The organism is Acidimicrobiia bacterium (assembly GCA_018057765.1).
Lineage (GTDB): Bacteria > Actinomycetota > Acidimicrobiia > IMCC26256 > JAGPDB01 > JAGPDB01.
The window spans coordinates 19,021-38,353 of the sequence record JAGPDB010000010.1; the positions used below are offsets into that span (position 1 = coordinate 19,021).

The window sequence follows — 19,333 nt, forward strand, 5'->3', positions numbered from 1 at the left end:
TATTATGAACGTCGAAATTGTTACACCAGAAAAAGTCTTGTTCTCTTCAGAAGCTGAGATGGTGGTTTGTAGAACTACAAATGGTGATCTTGCTTTTCTAGAAGGGCATGAACCATTTCTTGGTCTTTTATCACCTGGCAAAATTCGTGTTATAAACGAAGATGTTGAAATTGCTTTTGAGAGTACAACTGGTTTTGTTGAAGTTAATAGTCACGAAGTCCGTATAATCTCCGACGACGCTAAAGCTGTCTAATCAACAATGGGTCCCAAGTTGGACAATGCCCATTGAAGTAAAGTTAAGAAAACTTGAAACCCTATTATAAGACTAGCAATAAAATAACTAAAATAATTATTGTCCTATAGGGTTGCCATTTTGATCAAGTGTAGGTTGGTTGCCAGCATCATTTTGACTAGGTACAATGATCACTGGCTTTTCATTTGAAGTTCCAGTCTTTAGATTCGTAGGAACAGGAATGCTTTTTGAATCACTTGATGATGTGAAACCAATATACAAAACAGCAGTACACAAAATAAACACAATACTAGCTATGATTATAAGTATTTCTTTCTTATAATTCAATACAAGTTCTGTAAAATTCTTTGATTGTTCACGCTCTTCATCTTGCGCTACTTTAATCTTTGATGTTACAAAATCATTGTTCTCGAATTGTAGAGTATTATTCTTTGTGTCGTGAACTTCATTGCCTCTAAACATTGAATAGTCAAAATCATTGTTCACTTCTTCTACCATTTGCTGTGATACTTCGCTTGGAGCCATTAAGTGTTCATAATCTGAAATTGGTATTTGATTAGCGGTATCTATAGGAAATGTACTGTTTGGAAATTGATTTTGATAATTAAATATATCTTCATAGGCGTTTGGTACATCTTGGTTTGTATCTTGAACATCATATTCGATATAACTTTGTTCTAATATAGGTTCGAGTTGAACTATTGGTTGTTCTTCAGTGAAATTAGGCTCGTAGTTAATACTTGGATTTAGATCTGTCGTAGTTAAAGCTTGGTGAGTAATAAACGGATCATTACCTATATCTTGTTGTCTTAGAACATATTCATTATCTAACTCTGATTGTTCAAATGCTAATACTTTTTCATCTGTTCGTTGAGCATCTATATCATGTTGATAATTTAATATTTCATGTGATTGACTTTGTGGTAGCGAAGCCGATAATGGTGCCACATCGGAAAAAGTACTTGTTGCAAAACTATGTTCATGTGGTTTTTGCGGAAAATCATAATTTGTTTTTAACGCTGCTCTATATATTGGTGTTTGGGGTGCTTCATCTGTGTAGTTCCCAATGTACCCAAATTCATTCTGCTCGTTCGATGCATATTTTTGTCCACGTGTTGAAAAACTATTTGAAGATGGAATTGTTTTTGCTGCAAATTTAGAGACTATGTTATGCTCGTCGAACTCTTGTATTTCGCCGCTCTCAGTTTCTGCTCCCCAAATATCAGGCGCAAATATACGTTTTGGAAAAAATGCATTTACCTTCACTGATCGCTTACTCATTAAAAACCTTAAAAATTAGTTGTTATATTCATATTGACATATAATCGGAGAAAAGTCACTACATATAAAGTGCTATTTAGGTTATCTATTTCGCGTTATTCGTGAAATAGAGCAATATTCGCTTAAGAGTTTAAATCGTTAGAACCTGAATTGACATTTGGAATTTTTACGTTAAGAATCGAGCATTCAGTTCCATTTTTTTGGCATTCTCCAAGCCTGTTAAATGATATATAGCTTACGTAAACAAAAATTAAAAGAAAGCCAACAACAGTTACTCGAAGCATTGGTTTCTCTACATGTTTAATTACCATAAACATAACCAATAAACTTATAACACCTAAAATTACAAAGATAATTCGCATGTGTGATAGATCAAAAAATTCAGGAAGCATAACATTAAGACTATCTTGTTTTAAGAGAGAAATGGTGGAAATAAGTGTTTAATTGTAATTATTCGAATTCTATAGCAGAGAATTCACGTAATTTGTCTAAATGATGTTGTGCTTCAACTAGACGTATTGTCCTTGATTTACTTCGCATTGACAGTGAATATGTTTTTGCCCCATTACCAAAGTACTGGACGCCATCTAAAAAATCACCATTCGATATTCCAGTTGCAGCAAAAAATACATCTTTACCTGAGACTAAATCATCTGTAGTTAATATTTGATCTAGGTCATACCCTAAATCTTGTGCCAGATTTTTTTCCGCTTCATTGCGTGGATATAGCCTACCTATTAGTTCTCCACCTAAACATTTTAATGCTGCTGCAGAAATTACTGCTTCTGGGGTACCACCGATACCCATCAATACATCTGTTCCAGAACCTTCCCAACTAGCAGCAATTGCACCAGCGACGTCTCCGTCTTGAATTGATTTAATACGTGCACCCGCATCTCTAACATCTTTTATCAATTGTTCATGTCTTGGCCTATCTAAAATAACCACTGTTAAATCGTTTACTTGACAGCTACTTGCACTTGCAATATTTTTTAAATTAGTTTTAACATCTGCATCTAAGTCTATTGAACCTATAGCTTTAGGTCCCACTGCTATTTTGTTCATATACATTAATGGGCCTGGGTCAAACATAGTTCCTTTTTCGCTCAAAGCAATCACTGAAATTGCATTATCGCGTCCATATGCAGTTAGGGTGGTACCGTCAATTGGATCAACTGCGATATCGAACGCTGAGCCACCTAGCCCTAGCTTCTCTCCATTAAATAGCATTGGTGCTTCGTCTTTTTCACCTTCACCAATAATTATTGTACCTTCAATTGATAATTGGTTTAAAACTATACGCATAGCATCCACTGCTGCCTTATCAGCACCATTTTTATCGCCTCTACCTAGCCACCTACCACTAGCAAGTGCTGCAGCTTCGGTCACACGAACTAATTCAAGTGCGATATTTCGAGTTGGCACTTCTTTTTGATTATCTAAAGACATCTCTACAAGATTAGTCGCAATTATTTAGATAACGAGGCAAGTAGTATTATTTTGTTTATTATATAAAACCATACTTAGAGGAAATATTTTATTAAATGTCATATATTTGCAAATAGATAATATTCCGAAGATAAAGCTAGAATATATAGATGGATCGTCTCATAGTTCACCCTTGTACCAAACCTTTAAACGGCACTGTTCGCGTATCTGGAATGACAAAGAATGCAGGACTCAAACAAATGGCCGCCTCTTTAATGGCTCGTGGGAAAACTACTTTATCTAATATGAATTCAGTTGCAGATCTATCAATAATGTGTGAACTTTTAGAGTCAATTGGTGCAAAAGTCGTAAAAGAAAATGATACATGCTATTCAATAGATTCCTCTGCTGAATTAACGCCAGAAGCACCCTATGAGTTAGTTTCTAAAATGCGCGCATCAATAAATGTACTTTCACCATTATTGGCAACAGTTGGTAAAGCAAAAGTTTCAATGCCTGGAGGAGACAATATTGGGTTGCGAAAATTAGATATGCATTTTCGTGCCTTAGAAAAAATGGGTGTGACTATAGAATTAGAGCAAGGATATATTGAAGCATATGTAGACAAACTTGTTGGCGCGAGAATAGTATTAGAATTTCCCAGCGTTGGAGCAACTGAAAATATACTTTGTGCAGCTGTTTTGGCCAAAGGCGAAACTGTAATTGAAAATGCTGCTCGCGAGCCAGAAGTAAAAGACTTATGTAACTTTTTAACAAAAATGGGAGCAAATATTGAAGGCGCTGGTACTTCAACTCTAACTATTACTGGAGTAGATGAATTGATGCCAACATCACATTCAATAGTAGGTGATCGTATTGAAGCTGGAACGTTTTTAATGGCATGTGCAATAGTAGGTGGCGAAATTGCTTTAGAGGGTATTGCTATTTCTGACCTAGAAATGGTTGTATTAAAACTTGGAGATATGGGTATGAAAGTATCACCAACAAAAGATGGTATATGGGCAATGGCAGATACGCCATTGAATTGTGTTGATGTATCAACATTACCTTTTCCTGGTTTTGCAACAGACTATATGCCTTTTGCTGTGACGCTTATGAGCGTAAGTAAAGGAACAAGTATTATTACCGAAAATATTTATGACAATCGATTTGCCTTCACTACAGAGCTTGTAAGAATGGGTGCAGATATTCGTACAGAAGGTAGACACTGTGTTATTCGTGGAGTGGATCGTTTGAGTGGAGCACAGGTAAGCGCAGCTGATGTTCGTGCAGGGGCCGCTTTATGTTTGGCAGGGTTAGTTGCAGATGGTGAAACAGTGGTTCATGATACTATGCATGTGTGGCGTGGTTATCACGATTTAGCTAAAAGTCTTACAAAACTCGGTGCTGATGTAAAATGGGAATCAAATTAATATATAATATATAAATCTCGCTAGATAAATACCACAAAGGAAACAAAATGACCGAAATGCTACATGACGCTAATCTTGAAGCCGGGGTTCTCGCTGCATTAGATGTTATTAGACCAGCATTACAAAGTGATGGCGGAGATATTGAATATATTGGAGTTGATGCTAATGGTATTCTCCATGTAGCTTTATTAGGTGCTTGCGGCACTTGCGCTATATCTACTATGACTTTAAAAGCTGGGGTAGAGCGTATTGTTATGGATAGAGTTCCTGGTATAACAGGTGTTGTTAATGATGGTGAATCATCAAATGAAGAAGTATCTGAAGTTTAATCTATCGCAGAAGTCATATTTTCGGATTTTATCCACACTTTAATCTTATATACAGCCTATAATTACTAATCAATATAATCGAACGTAAGGAATAATATGACTATGCCGCCAATTAACCCACCGGGTGATCAACCGGGTGGAATCCCAACTCCGCCAATGCCACCCCAACAACCGCCAATGCCACCCCAGATGCCACCGATGCCTCCTGGCCAAAGTGTTCAAAAAAATGATACGGCAATGTTTGCGATGATCGCGGGTATCTTGGGTGTAACTGTCTGTGCTCTTTTTGCTGGTATTCCTGCGATCATACTTGGTATGTCAGGTAAGAAAAAAGCAAAAGAAATGGGTGGTGAAGGTGAAGGCCAAGCAAAAGCTGGTATCATCCTCGGATGGATTTCAGTGGTTTTGTCTATTATTGCAATAATCTCTTGGGTTCTTTTAGCATTTGTTTTCGTTGATTCTGTAAATAGAATAGACATTTTTAATGATGGTAAACTTTATTCTGACTACCAAAGTTCTGATGATCAATCTGGAGATACTGTAAGCACTGGTGATTATGATATATCAAACCAAGATGTTCTCGTTGAATCTGACGGTGAAATAACTTATTCTGCAACTATTTATAACGATAGTGATGTTGATGCAAGCTATGAAATAATTGTATATTGCGAAGATTCTGATGACGATTACTACTCTGATACTTCAACGGCATACGTGGATAATTTAAGTCCAGGAGATAGTGAATCGTTTGATACCACTATATATCTAGATACTTCAACATTAGCTGCAACTTGTAGAGTAGAGAATGTAGATTATTCTTAATAAACAATAGATCCAATACTAATTTAAAAAGGAGAGGCTAATAACCTCTCTTTTTTTTATATAAAAATTACTCAATTATTATTAGTGAATCACCAACACCTACGAGATCACCAGATGTAATAAGGATATCTTTTATTGTTCCATCTATAGATGCTTTAATTTGGTTTTCCATCTTCATTGCTTCTAAGACGCATAGCGAATCACCCTTAGTTACTGTTTGGCCTAATTCTACTGAGACAGAAATGATTGTACCTTGCATAGGTGCAATAACGTTTCCGGAGCTTTGTGATTGTGATCCTCCACTAATTTTTTTCGGTTTTTTTCTTTTTCTACTTGAAGAAGTATTAGTACCCCCAGATGACATATTCGAAGGAACATAGAGTGTGACATCAATACGTTTTCCGTCAACTTCAGTAATCATTGAAAATGGTTGGTGATCTTCAACTTCATTTGTCGCATTTATATCATCACTTTGGCTAGACCACATTGTCGGATCTAATTCATCTTCAACCCACTTAGTATGATGATTGCCATTAGCAAATGTTTCAGTTTCAATCATATATTTTTGTGCGGAAAGTGTATTTAATACACCTGATATTTTCGTTTCATCGATAGCACGAGAAAGTCTTTTTATTGCCTCATCACGAGTTGGAGCCCATACAATCAATTTTCCAATCAAATTATCGTAATATTGCGATATCTCATCTCCAGCTTCGTAGCCTCCGTCAAATCTAACTCCTAAACCCTGTGCAATAGTAATAGATTCAATTTTGCCTGGTGAGGGTATGAATCCTGAATGAGTATTTTCAGCATTTATACGACACTCAATTGAGTGGCCACTAACTTGAATATCATCCTGTGTAAAACTTAAATCATTTCCCATTGCAACATTAAGTTGCTCTTTAACAAAATCAAACCTAGTAATTTCTTCACTAACGCAATGTTCAACTTGTAATCTTGTGTTCATCTCCAAGAAATAGAAATTCTCCTCTTGGGTATCAGTCTTAGGAACATAAAGCATTTCTATGGTTCCTGCATTTGAATATCCACATGCGCGCGCAACAGCAATGGCTTGTTCACCCATCGCATTTTCAACTTCAGGTGATATAAAGGGAGCTGGTGCTTCTTCAACCAATTTTTGGTGTCTTCTTTGTATAGAGCAATCTCTAGTAGACAGCCAAACATAATTACCATTTTTATCACCAAATATTTGTACTTCAACGTGACGAGGTTTAATCAAATACTTTTCCATGTATGCTTCTGGTCTACCAAAATAGTTTTGTGCTTCTCGTGTTGCTGACTCGAATGCTTCTTTGGCTTCATCGGGCGCATTTACAACTCGCATACCCCTACCACCACCTCCATAAGCTGCTTTGATAGCGATCGGATAACCGTATTTATCACCAAATTCTGTAATTTCTGACACTTGCAATATTGGAGTGTCAGTACCAGGAACCATGGAAACATTAGCTTTTTTTGCTACTTCTCGAGCTGATATTTTGTCACCCATAGATTCAATGGCGCTTGGATCTGGTCCGACCCATATAACATTTGAGTCAATAAGTTTTTGTGCAAAATCAGAATTTTCGCTATAAAAACCATACCCGGGATGTACAGCATCTATATTTGCTTTTTCTATTACCTTTAGAATTTCATCTGTATTTAAATAACTTTCAGCACTAGTATTCCCACCAAGTGCGTATGCTTCATCGGCAAGGCGTACATGTAGAGAATTACGATCTTGATCAGAATATACTGCAACAGTACTAATACCCATCTCTTTTGCCGTACGCATTACCCTTACGGCTATTTCACCACGGTTGGCTATCAGTAATTTCTTAATCATTTTTCTCCCGGTTAGCTATTAATTAAAATTTATCATTAATTCTAATACTAAAATTAATGATAAATTTATATAGCCTATCTTAAGGCAGGGGAGTCCAAAATGATAAAACGCACGTTTGCAGATATTCCCATTTTTGATTTTGATGTGATTGATTCAACTAATAAATATTGTTTAGACAATATAAAATCGCTTGAGAATGAATTCTCTAGATCAAATAGCTGGTTAAAAGCTGTTGTAACAGCACAATTCCAAACTGATGGTAAAGGTAGGCGTGATCGTCAATGGCAAAGTGAGCCCAGCTCAGCTTTGCTTAGTAGCTTCATTATTTATCCAAAATTCTTTGGCACAATGTTAGATACTACATTAATAATAACAACTATTAATATGATTCTTCAAGAATACTCTGTACCTTCGAGCATCAAATGGCCGAACGATATAATCATTGAAAATGGTGAAAATGAAAAAAATAATAAAATCTGTGGAGTTTTAACTCAAATAATTGATGAATATTTAATTATTGGCATTGGGTTAAATGTTGTTAGAGATGATAAAAGTACTTTAGAAAATATCTCTTATCTCGATGATTTTAAGATAAATAAATCGCCCAAGTCTTTATTAGAAGAAATAATTACAAGAGTATGTGGATTTAATGATGACACATTTATACCAAAAAATATACTTGATCAATATAGGAATGCTAGCTCGACAATCACAAAAAAAGTACGAATAGAAACTATTCGAGATAAATTCGAGGGCACTGCGAAAGGAATTTCCCAAAGTGGTTCAATAATTATTGAATTAGAAGATAAAAGTTTGATTGAACTCAGTGAAGGCGATATTATTCACATTCGTTAAATATTGAAATTAAATTATCGTGGAAAATTCTTTCTAATTCTAATTCTAAAATTGGCAACCCAGGTATAAATTTGTTCAAATTCGGAAAGAGTTGACTATCAATTTTGGTAATTGAGCTGACACCTCTTAATGCATTCACCAAAATTAACTCGTCAATACATTCTAGCTCTTCTACAAAGATATCTTTTTCTATTAATGTCAATTCAGTATTGCTGAATTGTTCAAATATAATCTGTCTAAATATCCCATCAATAACATTCGTACCAAGCAAGGGAGTTAATATTTTGTTATCTTTACGAATAAATACATTTGATCTAGTTGATTCTGTGATTTTTCCAGATACAACAATTATAGATTCGTCAATGGTTCCAGTCGCCAATAGTTGACCTTGTCTCATAAGTTCTAAGTATTGTTTTCTCGGATATGTTTTTATTACCTGAGGTGATCTAATTTCTAAATCTTCAATTGAATCGACAGAAATCCCTAATACCCGAAACTTTTCAAAACTTTCTTTAACTGTATTGCTTTGAATGCTTATTAATCCATTCATATCTATAGTTAGCTTTAATTGACCAGCGATAATATTACTTTTCTTTAAATATTCAATAATTGCTGCCTTAATTGTACTTTCGTCTATTGGAATCTCATAAAATTTAATTGAGTTAATTAGACGATTTATATGGTGGTGGTATCCAAATGCAAAATGAATATCTTTTATAAATATTGAAGTAAATACATTTGTAGGCGTACACTTTTCTGCTTTTTCAACAAGTAGTTGAAGTCGTTTTGCTTTTAATTGTGTTTCCTTAAATTCTTCTTCAGAAATTGATCGAGATGTTATTCCTGAACCAACACCTATTGTTGTTTTGTTGTTTTGAAATTCGATTCCTCTAATCGCGACACTTAAATCACATTCATTTTTTTCTAAATCAATCCAGCCTAAAGCTCCACAATATAAACCTCTATCATTATTTTCATAATCATCAATAACTTTTAAAACTCTTGGTTTAGGTGTACCAGTAACTGATGCTATTGGCATAAGTTCTAAAATGCATTTTTTTATATCGAAATTATCTTCAAGCGTTCCGATAATAGAAGAATTCATTTGTACCAAACCTGGGTGCGCTGTTATCTTATGGAAATCAACAACTTTTATAGTTCCGGGCCTGCAGACTCGAGCTAGATCAGATCGCACTAAATCTACGACCATTGTGTTCTCCTCGTGGTCCTTCTCATTATTATTCAGCTCATCGTACGTTTGTGCTGTTCCTTTAATTGGTTGAGAAAGTATTTGATTATTTTTTATTGATATAAATCTTTCAGGTGATAATGAAAGATAAGAGAAACTAGGAGAGTAATGAAAAAACCTGAATTCACATTCATGATCGAATATGCTTTGTATTGCAACTTTAATAGGGTCAACTATCTTATCGATATATAATTTGCGAGTTAAATTTATTAGAAAGTAATTTCCTCTTTCCGTATCGCCAATTATCTGGCCACATTTAGTTATAAATTCTTTATCGCTCATATTCGTTTGCCAAATTAAATCGGTGGAGTCATCTAAATAGTTGTTTATATAATCAATATCTTTTTGTAGAGAAAAATATTGTACATCCTTCCATTTATACCAATGGCCAGATTTTGAGTCATAACTTTGAAAGCCAGTTACGAAAGATCCTGACGGAACCTCTTCAAGATGCTTATATTCTGCTTCTATATTCGTATACAATTGCGTAGAAGAATTTTTTTTGATTATGCAAAACTGCATATTTTCACGACTGGCTATTGATAAAGCTTTTAGAAAATCCACATCCATTCTTAAATGCTAGTTTCACAATGTGCTCTAATGGTATCTGGCATGAGTATTCCAGTTAGAATTAATTAATATGCTTATGTTGATACCAATGTTTCGAAGATTTATGAGTAGATTTTTGCTAGCTGTAATAATTAGTATTGTTTTATCTAGTATTGGTATAGTCGCAGTGAACGCAATGATCAATTCAAGATTTGATGCGTTAAGACGGACACAAGCAAATGTTGCAGCTGATACAGCACTTAGCGAGCCTGCAAACTATTTACTTATAGGTTCAGACTCTCGAGAATTTGCTACTTCGGATGCTGATAAAGATAAATTTTCAGATGCCTCTGGAGAAAGTGGCCAACGTTCCGATACCATGATGATAATTCACGTCGATCCGAAACAGAAAAAGACACTTATCATGGCTATTAGACGCGATTCTAAAGTAAAAATACCAGGTATTGGCACCCAAAAGATAAATGCTGCTTTTAATAAAGACATCGGTGGAGGAGTGGACAAACTAATTGAGACAATAGATGTTAATTTTGGTATACCAATTCAACATTATATAAATATGGATTTTCAAAGTTTTCAGGAAATCGTGAAAGCAGTTGGTCCTGTTAATGTATATTTCCCTTATCCATCGAGGGATAAATTATCTGGACTAGATACCGCAGGAAAGAGTGGATGCTTAGGGTTAGATGGACCACTCGCACTCTCATATGTGAGATCACGTCATTTTGAAGAACTGAAAAAAGGAAAATGGGTAGAGGACCCTTCATCTGCTGTTGGTCGAATTGTTCGCCAGCAAGACTTTATGAAACGTGTTGCATCTATTGCTATAAAGGAATCGTTTACAGATCCTTTGGCAGGACGTAATGTTGTTGATGGTGTTGCAAAGAACTTAGAAGTTGATCAGAACTTTGATAAAAATGCTATTTTTAAATTAATGAATACCTTTAAAGGAGTGGATCCGAACGATACAAACCATGTAGTTTTTGAAACATTACCTGCTAATTCAAAATATGAAAACGGTGTGTCATACGATATAATTGATTATAAGAGTGCTGAACCACTATTAGCAGAATTTAGAAATTTAACTTCTTCTTCTCCAGCAATTACAATTTTACCAAAACCAAAAAATATTAAACTTCGAGTTCTTAACACGACAGCTACCGCAGGCTTGGCAAAGAAAGTCGACTCAGAATTTACATCATTTGGTTTTGTCTCAGCGGGATCGGGAAATGCTTCGCTGATTGAACGAAATGAGATCCATTACAATACTAAATCTAAAGCGAAAGCAGAATTAGTTGCAAAATATGTTGATGCTACATTAATTTTAGATAATCAAATCAAAGATGCTGATGTTGTCCTATATTTAGGCACAAACTATAAAAACTTAATTGATCCTAAAGCTCCAACAACGACCACATCCACACTACCCACTAGCAAAGTAAAAAACACCACTCCTACAAACGATGTTGTAGGTAATGATCCATCATTAGAATGTAAAGCATAATCATGGCAAAAATAAAAGTCTTAATTGCTGGTGTTAACGGTCAAGTAGGTAGTGCGGTAAAAGAGCTTTTAAGTACTAATGAAAAATTTGAAATCTACGGATTTAACCATAGTGAATTTGATATTTCTTCACGTAATAGTGTTAGGAATATAATCTACGAATTGATACCAGACGTTATAGTTAATGCCGCTGCAATGACGAATGTTGATCTTTGTGAAACTGAGCAAAATAAGGCTTATAATATAAATTCATTGGGGGCTAGAAACCTAATGCAAGCTGCAAATGAAATTAATGCTCATCTAATACACCTATCAACAGATTATGTTTTTGATGGCGAAAAAAAATCTCCTTACACTGAATTCGATATTCCAAATCCACAATCAGTTTATGCAACAAGTAAATTAGGTGGAGATAATGAAATTCTTATATACGATAAATCAACAGTACTAAGAGTTGCATGGGTATTTGGTAATAAAAAAGGTGATTTCTTTTCATGGGTATTAGATGGAGTTAAGAATAATACAATCAAATCATTAATAGGTGACGCAGTTTGTACTCCAACGTATTCAAATGATATTGCATACGTAATTAATTATGTAATATTAAATAGAATATTTGGTTTAATAAATGTCGCAAATACTGGAGAAACAACCCGATTAGAGATGGGTAACATATTTTTAAAAAAGCTGGGAATTGATGTTGAGCTAAATTCGATAACAACGCAATCTTTAAATAGACCAGCGAAACGACCGCTATATTCTTCTTTGGAAACAAATACATTAAATATTGTAACTGGTATTTCAATGAGGAATTGGCAAGATGCTCTAGAAGAACATATAGAAAAGTTTAAATAATATGACTGCTAATAAAGAATATAGTGCTGTAATCGTAGAATACAATAGTGGAGATTATCTTTTTTCTTGCATTGATTCATTGATGAATCAAACGTTATTGCCAAAAAAGATTGTTGTAGTTAATAACGGAACTAGTAGAACTACATTAACAAAACTACAAAAATATGACAGAGTACATGTAATTAACCCATCAAAAAATCTTGGATATGCAAAAGCTGCAAATTTAGGTATTGCAAATACAGAATCTGAGATCGTTGCAACATTAAACCCAGACATAAACTTAGACCCAGATTGTGCACAAATATTAGTCGAATATCTTAAAGAGAATAATAGAGTTGCTGTAATTGGGCCTATGATTTTTCAAACAGATGGCTCAATATATCCATCTGCGCGTAAAGACCCTTCAATCAAAATTGCTATAGGTCATGCGATATTTAGTTTATTTAAAAAAAATAATAGATTCTCAAATGAATATAGAAATTCTAATATAGAAAAAGATTTGCCAAGCAAAGTTGACTGGTTAAGTGGTGCAGCATTGTTTTTGCAAAGAAAACCATTAGATGAAGTTGGATTATGGGATGAGAGATACTTTATGTATTGCGAGGATATAGATCTTTGTAATTCTTTTAGGGAAAAAGGATATGATTGTATATACGAGCCAAGAGCAAAGATAGTTCATGCAGGTGGAATCTCTACAAGTAAAACTCCAATAAAATTACTATTTTTTCATCATAAAAGCTTATATCTTTACACAGTCAAAAAGTATCATAATAAACCTATAATTAAACCCTTGGCATTAGTATTTATTGGATTTAGATTTCCATTTGCCGTTATTAAACGTAATATTAATATAGACTAAGACAATGAAAGCAATAATTCTCGTAGGTGGCCAAGGTACAAGAATGAGGCCGTTAACTTTAGATTTACCAAAGCCATTGTTGCCAATTGCAAATATAGCCTTTATTACTAGGCAATTATTGTGGCTTAAACAGTATGGTATTTATGATGTAGTTTTGTCACTTTGCTATTTACCTGATCAGTTTGTCGAATATTTTGATAAAAATCCAATAGAAAATATGAAAATTTCATATATCGTTGAAGATTCACCTTTAGGAACAGGTGGTGCTATCAAATACTCAGCTGGTGAAATTCAAGATTCTGTGATTGTTTGTAATGGTGACGTTCTTACAGAAATTGATCTGCAAGAACTTATTGATTTACATAACTCAAAAAATTCTTTAGCAACAATTGCTTTGACTAAGGTTGAAGATCCAAGTGCATTTGGTGTTGTTCCAACAAATGCAGATAGACAAGTTGTTGCATTTGTTGAGAAACCATCAAAGCAAAATGCGCCTAGTCATTGGATCAACGCTGGTATATATGTATTATCGAAAGACTTCCTTGACATTATCCCTGAGGGTATACAAGTTTCGATAGAACGAGAAACATTTCCCAAAGCAATTCTTCAAGGCTCTCTGTATGCTTTAGAATCTGACGAATATTGGCTGGACATAGGAACTGTAGATAAATATATACAAGCGCATACTTATATTCTTAACAAACTTTCTAGTACATCTAATAATGAGACCTATCGTGAAGTATCTAATAACATTTTTAGCGATGGCGCTGTTGATCTAGGAAAGGATGTAGTTGTATTATCAAAATGCCTGCTTGGAGATGGTACAAAAATTGGTGATAATACTATTTTGGACAATGTAACTATCGGTAAAAATGTAGAAGTATCCAAAAATGTTAAAATAATTAATTCAGTTATATATGATGGCGCTGTTATAAATTCCGATGTTAATATATATGACAGTATTATAGGAAATAACGCATTGATAAGTGAAGGCGTTTCATTAAGTGAACTTTGTGTCATTGGCTCAAACGAGAAACTAGCTCCTGGGGAGAGTCTCGTTGCCAAAAGAGTTCCTTCGAACGAATAGAATATTGCACTTATGCTCATTATGATTACCGGTGGAGCCGGATTTATTGGTTCAAACCTTACAGACAGACTTTTAGCAGAAGGTCACGATGTTGAAGTAGTAGACGATTTATCAAGTGGTTCTTTAACAAACCTTTCTGAAGCCAGACGCGTTGGTAAAAGGAAATTTTCTTTCCATCGTTTGGATATTAAAACACGTGCTGTTACTGATTTGATAGCATCACGTAAACCAGAGATTGTAATTCATTTAGCAGCACAAACCGACGTTAAAACAAGTATAGATAACCCAATCTTTGACGCAAATACCAACATTATCGGAACACTAAATGTTTTAGAAGGTTGTGTAAAAGCCAAAGTTAAAAAAATTATCTTTGCTGCAAGTGCTGCAATATATGGTGATCCACAAACACTTCCAATACGTGAAGGTCATCCTATGATTCCACTATCTAACTATGGTGTCTCAAAAAAAGTTATTATCGACTATTTAAACTGCTATAGAAATATGTATGATTTAGAGTTCGTTGCTTTGGTTCTCTCAAATGTTTATGGCCCAAGACAGTCATTCTCAAATGAAGGTGGAGCTATTGCAAAATTCGCATCCTTGATGATTTCGCGAGAACGTCCAACAATATATGGCGATGGTAGTCAAACTAGAGATTTTATTTTTATTGATGATGTTGTCGATGCATTTGTTAGGAGTATTGATAAGGGTAGTGGTTTAGCTATGAACATCGGTACGGGTAAACAAACATCAGTGCAGAGTCTTTTTGACACAATTGCAAAAAGCGTAGGTTACAAAGATCCTCCACGATATAGTGATCTCTCAAATGGCGAAATTATAGACTCAGTATTGGACTTTAAACGAGCTGAAGTGCATATTGGCTTTACACCTTTTACTTCATTTGATGATGGTATTGGCCGAACTGTCCAATGGTATAAATCTCTAGCTAAATAACTTTTCATTGTTCGGAGTGATTAGATCTGAGGCTTTTCCATTACCTCTATATTTCTTATCTATGCCTCTTAATAGAACTCCGTAAGAATCTGCATCTGACATTACAATCGATGCTGCACTTGCAAGTTCATCACAAATAGCAGTTTTGGTATCTAGCCCTGATATTCCCATAGCAATACTAATTTTACCTTGTCTAAATGGCCTAAAGATATCTCCATTAATAATCACAGGTATGTCATATCCGTTTAAATGTTTTAAAGCATTCCGTAAAGAATGCGCTGCTTTATCAATATCGCGAGGTAATAGTATTAAATTTTTTTCATCAAATTCCAAAACACCTGAGTTTTCAGATATAAGTCCATGTATTGTTTCAGTAATTTTTCTGTCTTTAATTATACGCAAATATCTAATAGATTCATTTTCTATTATGCGTGATTTCTCTTGCTGATTTTCATATTCAGCAATATTGCATTGAGCCATAGATATAGAGATAGATGAAAAAATGAATACATCTTTTTCTGTAAGTGGGAATAGATCTTCAGGGATAGTCAAAGATACAGTTTGAGCTAAATCAATTCCGGGTTTTAGTGATTGATTAGTAGCTATTGGATATATTGCTAGCATTAAATATTTTTAATGTATACGGCTTTTTGCTTCTTTGGCTATTTTTATAGTTGAACTAATTGCATCCTCGCTTCGCTTTATAACTTTACAAATAACGTCGTTAGCAAATGGAGCAACATTATTACTGAATGAATTTGAAATATTCTCAGCTGTTGTTTCGACTTTTGGTTTAATTTGTTTTTTTACAGTACCTAATTTAGTTGAAATCATTTCACCTTTTTTTGTGATTTGAGTAAAGCCTATTGCACAGGCACCAAGTGCAATATAAGTACTATTTCTAACATTCTTTTTTATATTTGGCATATTTTGAGTCTAATCTTATTTTGCTTGCAAGTGCAAGCGGAGAATGTGTTCTGATATAATGAACGAGTGAGAAGCCCCAAGTCTAAAAATAACTTCGTTGAAAAATCTGAAAAATCTGAAGAATCCGACAAAGATATTAATTTAAAAGAAAATAACTTAAGTAACGTAAAAGAACCAGAGGGTCTAGCTTGGCCAAGCGTCGTTTGTGTCGTAGTAACAAATGACCCGGGTGAGTGGTTTGATGAATCAATAAAATCAATAATGGATTCAGGCTACCCAGACCTAACCACGTTAATCTTAGATCTGAGTATAAACGATGGATTAAAAGAAAGAGTATCAAAATTAGCGCCAAAAGCATTTTTAAGAAAATTTGATGAGACTTATAATTTTGCATCAGCTATTAATGATGCTGTTAATTCTATAGAAGGTGCAACATATGTATTGATCTGTCATGATGATGTTATTATCAACAAAGGTGCAATATCATCTATGGTACAAGAAGCATTTCGATCTAACGCATCTATGGTTGGTCCTAAGATACTTGACGGAGAAAATCCTGATTGTCTTTTAGAAGTTGGTGGAATGATCGACCGTTTTGGAGTGCCCTATAGTGGTCTTGAATTTGGAGAAGTGGACCAAAGTCAACATGATGGTGTTAGAGATGTCTTTTATGTTTCCAGCGCAGCAATGTTGGTTAGGGCAGACCTATTTCGTGCACTAGGTGGATTTGATGAATTATGTTTTCCTGGAGCTGAAGATATAGATTTATCTTGGAGAGCGCATTTAGTTGGAGCACGAGTATTAGTTCAACCTGACGCGACAGTACTGCACCACCAAATTAGTGAATCGATAAATTCCCAACGTAACTCTACAAAAGCAATAGTGGCACAACATAGAATGCGTGCTGTTCTTAAAAACTCTTCCAAGGTATCTTTATTTTGGATACTTCCGATATCTTTCGTTCTTCATAGCATCGAAGGGATTTTCTTTTTACTGAGACTTAATCCATATAGATCAGTTGTTTTATTTAAAGGTTGGGTTTGGAATATAAAACATCTTAGAAATCTAAGGAGATCTAGAAAAGAAGTACAACATACACGAACAGTGTCCGATAGAGTCATATCTGGCCATCAAATAGCGGGTTCTTCCAGAATTAGAAGGTTTTTTAATTCAATATCAAGACGAAGACAAAATACGCTATATAAAAATGTTGTAGCAAGTTCAAAAGTAGATAAAAGCACTCAAACAAATTATGGCACCTTTTACACTGGCGCATTTTTCATCTATCTACTAGCTATTAGAAATTTAATTTTTGGTCAGATTGAATCCATTGGGTCTTTTGTAAAGTGGGGATCATTTAGTAATCAAATTTCTTCTTTATTACATGGTGGTTTTCCAACTGTTTCTAGTCCAAATTATTCATCATCGCTACAAAGAATAGTTGCTCTAATCCTGACACCAATATTTGGTTTTAATGCTGCTTTCGCTCAACGTATATTTGTATTGAGCCTAATTCCAATAGCTGTGATTGGTTTACATTATTTGCTAAAAAATCTGGCTCTTTCATCAAGATCTATAATTGCTGGTTCAATATCTTATGGCTTAGTTATTTTTGGTATGGGCATCTTTGAAAATGGAAAACTCGGCGTCTTAGTGACAGCTGCTTCACTTCCATATTTAATAGACGGTATATTAAAAAATCGATCACGTAAATATGGTCTAAGCGCTGCTTCTATTATTGCATTTAATCCTGCCGCGATAATAATATTGTTAATAACTAGCTTTGCTTACCTATTGGTAGGGGTACGTAGCGATGCCCGAAGAAAAACACTAAGAACCATTACTTTCGGTTTATTTCTTTCCATTGTAATTAATCTAGGCCTAGTTTATGATTCGATAAATAGAATCGATAGATCAACATTTGGGTTTACTGAAGTCTTTACTAGTAACAACAACTATTTCTTTGGCACCGGCTTTTCTAAGAACATAATTCTTGCAATGCTTTTTGTAGGCTTAACAGCTATATTGATTTCGAAAGGAATGAAGTACTCAATACTAAAAGTAGTAGTTTTTTCTACAATATTGTCGTCATCTATAGCAATCGTTGGTATCAATATAAATGAACCAATTTTTGATAATTATAATGTTGTTCTTTTGTTCTCATTTACTTTTTCTTTATCTGTTGGGTATTGTTTAAATTCATTTTCGTCAGAGTTAACCGAAAAATCATTCGGTTTATATCATCTAATAAATGTAATAGCACTCTTTATTATCATAGGAACATTATTATTACAATTGCCAACAATAGTAAATGGAAGGTTAAATTTAAGCTCTTCCAGTTGGTCAAGCCAAATAGAAAATAAATTTCAATCACGTGTAGTCTATCTTGGAAATACTAAAAAAATAGGTTCTAATCCCTCTATGTTGCCTGGAAACAAAGGCTTTGTAATAGCGAGTAATACTGAGATCAAAACTTCAAATTCAATTATTGGTCCTAGCTCGAAATTAGATGATGACTTTAGAAAAATATATTCCGTGATAATAAAAAATGAAACAAATCATGGTGGCTATCTATTTAGTAAAATGGGTATAGGTGTGATAGTTGTGCCAACAGCATTAAGTCCTGATTCTAAGATCTCTAAAAACGATTCTGAACTTTTGGCTGCATTCGATAGACAAATAGATTTGGTAAGAATTAAAGACAGAGATGGTTTAGTTGTATACAACAATCTAGCTCTAACTACGCAATTTAAATCTGATCAAATATCTAATCCTGTAAATATAGCGAATGAATTAATTAATCCAAACATAGATAAAATAAATAAAATTAAGTATTCAAAGCTAGGTCTAATTAATTATTTGATTATTTCACTAAATGGCTTTGTGTTATTACTCGTATTTTTGTGGCCCAGAAGAAAGGAATTGATTTCTAATGCATATTCTTCGGTCAAGAAAATGCAGGCAAATATTAGCGAAGATACAATAGAAGAACCTGAAGGAAATGTCAAAAAAAAATTAAAGAATCAGAAATAATAGATCTAACAATTGAAAAAGAACAAATTTTGACTACAGAAGTTAAAGAATC

General features: G+C 34.2%; 18 protein-coding genes. 11 read left to right on the top strand and 7 right to left on the bottom strand.

What is annotated here, in order from left to right; translation table 11 throughout:
* Nucleotides 1-4 precede the first annotated feature (4 nt).
* Complete coding sequence (locus KBF89_04680; protein MBP9115620.1) at nt 5-253, top strand: F0F1 ATP synthase subunit epsilon; 249 nt, start codon at nt 5-7, stop codon at nt 251-253.
* Between the two features lie 96 nt (nt 254-349).
* On the opposite strand, the gene KBF89_04685 is transcribed toward KBF89_04680, so the two are convergent.
* The 3 genes from KBF89_04685 to glpX form a co-directional block, all read right to left on the bottom strand.
* Nucleotides 350-1,534, bottom strand: a complete 1,185-nt coding sequence (locus KBF89_04685; GenBank protein MBP9115621.1) for a hypothetical protein — start codon at nt 1,532-1,534, stop codon at nt 350-352.
* A 122-nt stretch (nt 1,535-1,656) separates the two neighbouring features.
* Nucleotides 1,657-1,926: a hypothetical protein gene (locus tag KBF89_04690; protein MBP9115622.1), complete on the bottom strand. Its 270-nt coding sequence runs from the start codon at nt 1,924-1,926 to the stop codon at nt 1,657-1,659.
* 58 nt (nt 1,927-1,984) lie between these two features.
* Entirely contained in the window at nt 1,985-2,983 is a 999-nt protein-coding gene (glpX, locus tag KBF89_04695) for a class II fructose-bisphosphatase (protein ID MBP9115623.1), read from the bottom strand.
* 149 nt (nt 2,984-3,132) lie between these two features.
* Here glpX and murA point away from each other — a divergent pair, with 149 nt between their 5' ends.
* From murA to KBF89_04710, 3 genes are all read left to right on the top strand, one after another.
* A complete protein-coding gene (murA, locus tag KBF89_04700) occupies nt 3,133-4,395 on the top strand; it encodes a UDP-N-acetylglucosamine 1-carboxyvinyltransferase (protein MBP9115624.1) in 1,263 nt (420 codons plus the stop codon).
* 56 nt (nt 4,396-4,451) lie between these two features.
* Nucleotides 4,452-4,724 (top strand): NifU family protein, encoded by a 273-nt coding sequence (locus KBF89_04705; GenBank protein ID MBP9115625.1) that lies wholly within the window; start codon nt 4,452-4,454, stop codon nt 4,722-4,724.
* A gap of 198 nt (nt 4,725-4,922) precedes the next feature.
* On the top strand, nt 4,923-5,546 hold the full coding sequence (locus tag KBF89_04710) for a DUF4190 domain-containing protein (protein MBP9115626.1): 624 nt from the start codon (nt 4,923-4,925) through the stop codon (nt 5,544-5,546).
* Between the two features lie 67 nt (nt 5,547-5,613).
* Here the strand turns inward: KBF89_04710 and KBF89_04715 are convergent, their stop codons facing one another.
* Complete coding sequence (locus KBF89_04715; protein MBP9115627.1) at nt 5,614-7,392, bottom strand: carbamoyl phosphate synthase; 1,779 nt, start codon at nt 7,390-7,392, stop codon at nt 5,614-5,616.
* Between the two features lie 99 nt (nt 7,393-7,491).
* Here KBF89_04715 and KBF89_04720 point away from each other — a divergent pair, with 99 nt between their 5' ends.
* Complete coding sequence (locus KBF89_04720) at nt 7,492-8,247, top strand: biotin--[acetyl-CoA-carboxylase] ligase (GenBank protein ID MBP9115628.1); 756 nt, start codon at nt 7,492-7,494, stop codon at nt 8,245-8,247.
* On the opposite strand, the gene KBF89_04725 is transcribed toward KBF89_04720, so the two are convergent.
* Nucleotides 8,231-10,060, bottom strand: a complete 1,830-nt coding sequence (locus KBF89_04725; protein ID MBP9115629.1) for a chorismate-binding protein — start codon at nt 10,058-10,060, stop codon at nt 8,231-8,233. The genes KBF89_04720 and KBF89_04725 overlap by 17 nt on opposite strands.
* A gap of 76 nt (nt 10,061-10,136) precedes the next feature.
* Between KBF89_04725 and KBF89_04730 the strand changes: the two genes are divergently transcribed.
* Genes KBF89_04730 through KBF89_04750 form a run of 5 tightly spaced genes read left to right on the top strand, consistent with a single transcriptional unit; the run spans nt 10,137 to nt 15,321 of the window.
* The gene (locus KBF89_04730; GenBank protein ID MBP9115630.1) at nt 10,137-11,567 is read left to right on the top strand and encodes an LCP family protein; all 1,431 of its coding nucleotides are present in this window, start codon (nt 10,137-10,139) and stop codon (nt 11,565-11,567) included.
* A gap of 2 nt (nt 11,568-11,569) precedes the next feature.
* The gene (gene rfbD / locus KBF89_04735) at nt 11,570-12,421 is read left to right on the top strand and encodes a dTDP-4-dehydrorhamnose reductase (GenBank protein MBP9115631.1); all 852 of its coding nucleotides are present in this window, start codon (nt 11,570-11,572) and stop codon (nt 12,419-12,421) included.
* A 1-nt stretch (nt 12,422) separates the two neighbouring features.
* Nucleotides 12,423-13,280 carry a glycosyltransferase family 2 protein gene (locus KBF89_04740; protein ID MBP9115632.1) on the top strand — a complete coding sequence of 286 codons (858 nt, stop codon included), beginning with the start codon at nt 12,423-12,425 and terminating at the stop codon, nt 13,278-13,280.
* Nucleotides 13,281-13,284: 4 nt separating this feature from the next.
* A complete protein-coding gene (locus tag KBF89_04745; GenBank protein ID MBP9115633.1) occupies nt 13,285-14,367 on the top strand; it encodes an NDP-sugar synthase in 1,083 nt (360 codons plus the stop codon).
* A 12-nt stretch (nt 14,368-14,379) separates the two neighbouring features.
* Entirely contained in the window at nt 14,380-15,321 is a 942-nt protein-coding gene (locus KBF89_04750) for a GDP-mannose 4,6-dehydratase (protein ID MBP9115634.1), read from the top strand.
* Here the strand turns inward: KBF89_04750 and KBF89_04755 are convergent.
* Nucleotides 15,310-15,945: a coenzyme F420-0:L-glutamate ligase gene (locus KBF89_04755; GenBank protein ID MBP9115635.1), complete on the bottom strand. Its 636-nt coding sequence runs from the start codon at nt 15,943-15,945 to the stop codon at nt 15,310-15,312. The genes KBF89_04750 and KBF89_04755 overlap by 12 nt on opposite strands.
* 9 nt (nt 15,946-15,954) lie before the next feature.
* The gene (locus KBF89_04760) at nt 15,955-16,248 is read right to left on the bottom strand and encodes a hypothetical protein (GenBank protein ID MBP9115636.1); all 294 of its coding nucleotides are present in this window, start codon (nt 16,246-16,248) and stop codon (nt 15,955-15,957) included.
* Nucleotides 16,249-16,314: 66 nt separating this feature from the next.
* Here KBF89_04760 and KBF89_04765 point away from each other — a divergent pair, with 66 nt between their 5' ends.
* Nucleotides 16,315-19,281 (top strand): glycosyltransferase, encoded by a 2,967-nt coding sequence (locus tag KBF89_04765; protein ID MBP9115637.1) that lies wholly within the window; start codon nt 16,315-16,317, stop codon nt 19,279-19,281.
* Nucleotides 19,282-19,333 lie beyond the last annotated feature (52 nt).